The following is a 7,807-nucleotide window of genomic DNA, read 5'->3' as shown; positions in this document are numbered from 1 at the left end:
GCACTCTGATTAGCTTAAAATGGGAAAACGGCTATGTGATCCAGCACTCTGTGGACTTCAATGCCATTGATACCAACAGCATGCTGATCAGCTTTGTCGTGAGCGCCGAGAAGATCAACTACGGAGGTGGTGCTTACGAAGGCATCTGGCCGAGTGCATAAGCTTTAATAAAAAAAGAGGTATCTTCTAAGCTACCTCTTTTTAAAGCCATTTCAGGCATAAATCCTGCATAATTCGCTGTTGATGCGGCCATAAACGCATCATAATAGATTCGAGAAAAAACACAAACGATGAAATTTTTAAACCGAAAATCCTGGTGGGCATTACTGGTCATTGTCGTCTATATACTGAGCTATTATCTCACCACTAGCAGACGATGAAAAGTTGCTGAGCAAGTAGAGATTTGGAAAATAGAAAAACCTGCTTTCCAAAACACAAGCATATTAAGATCCCCAAACACAAAAAAAATAAAACACAAAAAAACAGTCCTTTTTCCCTGGGATAAAAACAGGGAATCCCTGCTCCAGAGAAGGCTTCAGGCTATTCAAATCACTTCGGGTATCACATGGCGACAAAAACTGTAAGCCTATCAATCAGGTATTGAAACTTCTCAATACCGGATCCTTAGGCAGACCACCTGAAAAACACTCAAAAAATCGCTTTTCATAATACCGTAAAACGCCAAGTCTTAAAAAGTGCAAAATTTATAAAACGCCCTCTCTTGGGGGTGTCCGTCTCCATATAAAATAAAAAGTAAAAAATAAATTTTATGACACACCAATCCGACAAGGGCGGTACTTTACCCCATGTAGAGCAGCCCGCAGCAAAACCTACCATAACAGAAACTGCGGGTAGCGCTGCAGAACAACTATCGGCCCACACCAAAGGAAAAACCCAAAAAACAGCAAAAGGCGTATCCTCTGGTGCCGCCTATGGGAGTGCCGCTCAGCAGGCGGGGTCCACACTTTTTCGCAGGCAGAACCAATCGGGCCATAGTGGTGGGGCCGCAAAACAACAAGATCAGGAGTCCTATACAAACCCCACAAGCACTGCCCAGGCCATTTCCCAGAATCAGATATTCGGGATCTCTCACCTGGTCAGGCTCACCATCTTTGTAGATAAAAAAGCCATACCCCTTTACAAATATTTCGATCTGGTGCAAACAGCTGTGGACCACCATAGCTTTAGCCTTGTGCTGGATCATGATGCCCTGGGGGTTCCCCAGAATCACGAAATGAAAGAAGCCCAGAATCTCTTAGGCAAAAGCATTACGCTAACCTTTTCCTACAAAAACCTTCCCGAGGGAACAGGGCCAGAAAGAAACTTTATCGGTGTGGTCACCCATGTAGGCTTTACCAGGGAGTATGGAAACAGGGGAAACATTATTTTAAGGGGAAAGAGTCCCACCATCTTACTCGATGCAGCGCCTCATATACAAAGTTTCGGGGGGAGTCAGGTTGTCTCTTTATTCACCATAGCCCAGACCTTATTAAAAGAAGGCCTGGGGAGCCACTACAAATATAAAGTAGACCCCAAATACACCAACAATCTGTCTTATAGCTGCCAGTATAATGAGAGCCATTACAACTATTTAGCCCGTATCGCGGCCTCCTATGGGGAGCAGTTTTTTTATGATGGGCGGCAGGTATTTTTCGGTAAATTACCTCCACAGGAAAAATCCATCAAGCTCACCTTTGGTAAAGACGTGGAAGAAATCGACATTCAGCTACACGCGCGCCATGTAAAGCCCAGCTTATACGGATACAACAGCAGTATGGACAAAAGGCTGAGTACGGGGGAAACCAAGATCGACCACCGCTCTTCGCTGGCAAAAGAAGCCTATTCCCTCTCCGAAAAAACCTTTCTTACCCCCTCTGTGCGTATAGCCCCTATCAAAGCGGGTAGTAACAAAGATGTAGAAACAGCCCAGAAGAGTGCCACAGCCCACCAGGCCCTTGGCGTATTTATAACCACGGGAAAAACAAGTGTTCCCTTTCTATATCCGGGTTGTACCGTAGATTTATATATGCGGCGTGCCCACAGTGCCGAGGAGGACTATATGACCAAGCTGATGATTACCGACATCCGCCACTCCGTAGACACCCTGGGCCATTACTCGGGCGAATTTCAGGCGGTTGCATCGGATACGGGTTATCTTCCGGCGCCGGCATTTCATACCCCTATTGCCGAACCACAGTTTGCAAGGGTAACCGATAACAAGGACAGCCAGGGACGTATACAGGTAAAATTTGACTGGCAGACAGGCAGCAAAACCACAGCGTGGATACGGGTGATGAGCCCCGATGCCGGAGGGAGCGAAAAGGTGAGCAAAAACCGTGGTTTTATGGCCATTCCCGAGGTGGGGGATCAGGTCATGGTAGGCTTTGTCCACCACCATCCGGACCGTCCTTACGTCATGGGGGGACTTTTCCATGGAAAAATTGGCGGCGGCGGCGGCGCGGGCAATAACATTAAGAGTCTGAGCTCCAAAAGCGGTCATACCGTTGAGCTGAATGATGGCGGAGGAATCACCATCAGGGATAAAACCGGGGCAAATATGATTATCATTGACGGAACCGATAGCATCTCGGGCATCGCCTCCAAAAGCATTACCCTAACCAATGGTAAATCCACCCTTATTATGGATGAAGAAAACATCAGTATCAAGGCTGAGCATATTTCTATCAACGCCAGCTCCTTAGTGACGATAGACAGTGGAGGCGCCAATATATCTGTAGCATCTAAAGATAACATCGCGGCGATCAGTGGTGAAACGGTGATCGCTTCAGCGAGTAGCGAAGTACAAATATCGGGTAAAAGCACTAAAATAAGTGGCGATAAACTTTCCATGGACGGCTCAGATGAAGCGAGCATAACAGGAGGTCTGGTAAAAATTAATTCATAACAAATGCTCTAACATATGGGAACATCAATAGCGCAGGAATTTTACAAATTGAGGGAATCATGGGAAGAAATAGATAAAGACCCCTCCTGGAGACTGGCGGTTTGGGTAGCGGAATATGCGGATGTGGATATTATAGACAAATTTATTGAGATCGAGCGTTCCCCCTTGGGGGTCTTTGAGGATATCTTCTTTAAGTTTGAGAGTAGCTATCAGGGAGATGGGGTATTGTTCGAAAAATCACTATGGCAAGAATTTATATCCTGGTTTGAGCCTGCGGGCACACCCGAAATGGATATACACAAAGCCCTTTATGAAAACGGGCTGATGAGCGCTGCATTTGTTCCCGATACCACCTTGGCGCCGACGGCAAAAAACCTGTGGTCAGAACTCTTGCGTTTAAAAGCACTCATAAAAGACAATTCGGCTCAACTGCACTTTTGTTTATATTTTCCCATTGTAGCCTATAATCCATACCCTATTGCAGAGTGGTTTTCGTCCGTAGTGGGAGCAGTACCCTCGGGCATTCGTCTGTTGACCATGGATTTTGCCCAGGACCGTAAAATTAAACTTTCTGTTCCTGCGGGTAAAAAATCTCCTTATGTGTATTTATCCTGCAAATTAGATATGGCCGGAGCCATCAGAAATGAGATGTCCAAAGACAGCGGAAACTATGATACCGTAGACTTACATGCCCGATTCCGTCAGCAAGTCATTAAATTAATGGACTCCACCACGCATAGGGTGAACAACACCAGCTTAAAAGAAATAAAAAAATTATTTAAGATCACCAAAGAAATAGGCAACTCATCATCTCATATTTCCGCCCTATTAATAGCCGCCCAAGCCTGTTACGCCATAAAAGAGGACAAAAAAAGTGAGCAATATACCGACCAGGCCTTAGCACAGGCCGGTATGGCCATGCAAAACAATGAGCCTACGGGCTATCCGGTATGGAAATCCTGTATGTTGCTCAAAGCCGCTATTCTTTATGGGAGAAAAGAACGTACACAAGCCCTTGCGCTATATACAGAAATGGCCGATACCGCCACCGCACATGCAGATGCCTACTATATAATGGAAGGCAGAAGATTGGCAGGCCATATTTACTATGAATTAGGAAAAGAAGAACAGGCCTTTCAGAACATGTTGCTGGCCTTAGCTGCGGGCGCCTATTTAGAGATCGCCCTACGCAGGCAATCCACCTTTTTACATGCCGCGTATATGGCCTTGTATCTGTGTGTTGAGACGAGGAGCCCTGGAGCTGTACAAGAACTTCGCTTGCAACTGGAGGAGTGGCTGGGTGAAGACTGGGAGTCCCTACTGGATCAGTCGGGGCTTTCTGCAGCTGCTACGAAAATGAAAACATCCCTATTTACCTAATCTACAAAGATGCAAATGTTATGGATATAACGGGAAAAGCCATCACGAGTCCTGCTCCTCGCAGAGGATTTGGAGAATTATTTGGATCAGCGAAAGACAAGCTGGACCACCTGCAAAAAAATATGGCGAGTATATTGCCGTCGATGCCGGGTCAGAACGTAGCCAAATATTACGATCTGGCCATTGGTGTTGATTTTCATGCCACGGTGATTCCGCCTATGCCGCTACTTCCGGTTCCGCATATCGGGATGGTATTTGATATTATGAGCGCGGTGATGAGTGCGATCTCCACGGTAGTGCCCCCGCCCCCACCTGCAGACGGCACCTCTGCTCCAACAAGTCTCTCGAGTATCTGCAAGGCCATTGTACACAGCATGAAACCTACAGTAAAGGTACACGGACAGTGGATCGCCAATGCAGGTACAGGAATCCAGCACCTGCCGGGTATTTTCGCACACCTTCCCTTTCCTGTCGTGACGCCCATGGCCAGTTCGGAAATGTTTATGGGCAGCAGCACGGTATTGGCAGACGGGGGCCCCTGCAGCACGCAGTTCCACCCTGCATTGTCGTGTAATCTGGTGGGGATTCCTGCACCTTTGCGCATTGGCAAACCCAAACCCAAAGTCGCCTTAATGGCCCCTACCTCGATGTTACTCATCATTACTTCTGGAGGCTCCCCCGTATTGGTGGGGGGAGCTCCGACCATAGATCTTTTTCAAATGGGATTCAGAATAGGATTAAAAGGAATGGGCAAGCTGTGGAAAAAAGCCTCGGGTGGATTAAAAAAAGTGATTAACAAGATAAAAACCAAAAATCCCAAACTTTCCAAAATACTACAGCCTGTAAAATGCCGACTTTTTGGTGAACCTGTAGATGCCGCCACAGGTCGTGTGTACAGCAGCAATACCGATATAGAGCTTCCGGGGCCTCTTCCTTTTGTGTGGCAGCGCACCTATTACAGCGATGCGCAGGCAGAGGGGGCATTGGGCTACAACTGGCATCACAGTTATCATATGGGGTTGTATGATATGGGCGATGGCTATGCCAGCTTACGCCTTTCCGACGGCAGGGAAATTTTAGTGCCCCTAGTGGAAAATGGGCACACGTACTACCACCGCATAGAAAAGCTTACATTTACCAGAGACGAAAACGGCTATTTGCTCATCGATGCCGATAAGCTGCATTACCGCTTTAAGGGCGGAAAAAACAGCCAGGGCTACCATATGCTTTCTCAGATCAGCACCGCAGAAGGCTTTCGCATTAAGTTTGAATACAACCACAAAGGATGTTTAACCAAAATCACCGATAGCCGAAACCAGCTCATCCATGTAAATACGGACCCCAGGGGTTACATCACCAGGCTCTATACCGATACAGAATCCCGAAGCATTGTCCTTGTTGAATATGCATATGACGATAAGGGCAATATGGTGTACGTTAAAGACGTGGGCGGCGCAGAAAAGCATTTCCATTACAAAGGGCATTTACTGGTGCAGCTCACCAATCAGACAGGGCAAAGCTTCTACTGGGAATATCAGGGCATTGGCGATGAGGCCAAATGTATCCATACCTGGGGAGATGGCGGGGTATTGGAGTATTGGACGCAATATCTTCCCGGGCATACCATTACCCGAAACGGGCTGGGGCATACCAGCCATTATTTTTACGATGAAAACCATCTTATCTATAAAATCATAGATGAAAACCAGGGCATTACCCATCAGAGTTATAACCAGTATCAGGAGCTGGAAGTGGTGGTAGATCCCGAAGGTTTGAGCCAGAAATACCAGTACAACCGTTTTGGCATGCTTCGCAAACTGGAAAATGAGAACGGAGAGATTACCACTTACGAATACGATGAGGAGCAGAACCTCACGGCCCTAAGCACTCCTGGGGGTAAACAGCTCAAATGGGAATACGATGCATTGAACAGGGTGACTAGGAAAACCATGGCCGACGGCAATACGCTTAGCTATGCTTACGACAACATGTACTTAAAGAGTATTACCGATGGCCAGGGCAATGCTTTTTATCTGTTTTTTGACCAACGCCACCAGCTGGTACAACTTACCTATCCTAATGAAAGCTTCAGCCAGTGGGGATACGATGCTATGGGCAATGTATTGTATGAGCGCGATGTGCGGGGCAACTATACCCGCTATGCTTACGACGATGCAGGAAATGTAACCTACATATCGGAACCTGATGGGAACGAACATTATTTTCAATACGACAGTTCTTATAACATCATCAGTGCAAAAGACGATTTACACGAAGTTGTTTTTAAGTACGGTAGCTTAGGGGTATTGCTCAGCCGCACCCAAAACGGGCGTAGCGTGCGCTTTGGCTATGATAGGGAACTGCGCCTGAAAAGCATTAGCAACGAAGCCGCAGAAGTCTACGGCTTTGAGCTGGATGGCCTGGGAAATGTGGTGGGTGAACGGGGTTTTGACGGACAATACAGAAGGTATGAGCGGGACGCAAACTCAAGGGTAACCCAGGTGCTGCGCCCCGGGGATAAATGGAGCCGCTACCAGTACGATGGACTGGGAAATGTGGTGCTGGAAGAGCACAGCGATCAGAGCTGGGCGGCCTATAAATACGATAAAGACGGTATGCTTGCAGATGCCCTGAACCAGGACATACACATTAAGCTGCTACGCAACCGCGGGGGTCATGTGGTGAAAGAAGTCCAGGGCGCCCACAGCCTCTCGCGCAGCTATGATAAGTGGGGCCATGTTGTGAAAATAGAGAGTTCCATGGGAGCTGATATCGCAATGGATTACGACCAGTTGGGGCAGGTACGCCAGATGCACAGCAAGGGCTGGAATGCACAATGGCAGTACGATAAAAGCGGACTGGAAATACAGCGGCAGCTCAGTGGGAATGTAGAGATAAAAACCCAGCGTGACCGCTACGGAAGGGTGATCACACGCAGCATAGGTGCCCACCATGCAGAGCAGGTGCGCCACAGCTACCACTGGGGAAAAGGGAATCGCCTGAACCAGATAGTAAACGAGCTGTCTAGGGCTACAACGCGTTTTGAATACGATGCGTGGGACCAGCTGGTAAGCGGCACTTACAGCCATAGAAGCGGATCGGAAACCATATATAAGGCTCCGGATGCTATTGGTAATTTGTTTAAAACACCCGAAAGGAAAGACCGTCAGTATGATAAGGGCGGAAAACTCTTAAAAGACGAAAAGTATTATTACCATTATGATGGGGAGGGGAATTTGATTTTTAAGGAGTTGATTAGCAGTGCCTACCCTGCGATATACCATAAAAAGGAGCTGCAAAAGAAACTCGGTATTCAGCTCAGGGGCAGTGGCACGGGATGGATATACGAATGGGCCGGAAACGGAATGTTACAAAGCCTGATACAACCCCACGGCAAGAGGATTAGCTTTGTGTACGATGCTTTGGGAAGGCGTATTGCCAAGGAATATAAAGGAAGGGTGACCAGGTGGCTGTGGGATGGGAATGTACCCCTGCACGAGTGGCAATATGAGGGAAGTTTTC

General features: G+C 47.4%; 4 protein-coding genes. All 4 read left to right on the top strand.

What is annotated here, in order from left to right; translation table 11 throughout:
- Window positions 1-161, top strand: a 161-nt coding sequence (tssD, locus tag GNY06_RS01055; RefSeq protein ID WP_317163721.1) for a type VI secretion system tube protein TssD, incomplete at its 5' end; no start/stop codon positions are given.
- A gap of 608 nt (window positions 162-769) precedes the next feature.
- The gene (locus GNY06_RS01045) at window positions 770-2,905 is read left to right on the top strand and encodes a type VI secretion system Vgr family protein (RefSeq protein ID WP_166518416.1); all 2,136 of its coding nucleotides are present in this window, start codon (window positions 770-772) and stop codon (window positions 2,903-2,905) included.
- Between the two features lie 15 nt (window positions 2,906-2,920).
- Window positions 2,921-4,285 (top strand): hypothetical protein, encoded by a 1,365-nt coding sequence (locus GNY06_RS01040; protein WP_166518415.1) that lies wholly within the window; start codon window positions 2,921-2,923, stop codon window positions 4,283-4,285.
- Between the two features lie 20 nt (window positions 4,286-4,305).
- Window positions 4,306-7,807, top strand: a 3,502-nt coding sequence (locus GNY06_RS01035; protein WP_166518414.1) for a DUF6531 domain-containing protein, incomplete at its 3' end; no start/stop codon positions are given.

This window comes from Elizabethkingia argenteiflava, assembly GCF_009904105.1.
In the GTDB taxonomy this organism is placed as follows: Bacteria; Bacteroidota; Bacteroidia; order Flavobacteriales; family Weeksellaceae; genus Elizabethkingia; species Elizabethkingia argenteiflava.
Note: the sequence above shows the minus strand (reverse complement) of the source record. Positions and strands in the feature narration are given on the sequence as shown.

Bases quoted from the DNA above. Each gene is read 5' to 3' on its own strand.
- GNY06_RS01045 (WP_166518416.1), top strand. From the start codon at position 770: ATGACACACCAATCCGACAAGGGCGGTACTTTACCCCATGTAGAGCAG.
- GNY06_RS01040 (WP_166518415.1), top strand. From the start codon at position 2,921: ATGGGAACATCAATAGCGCAGGAATTTTACAAATTGAGGGAATCATGG.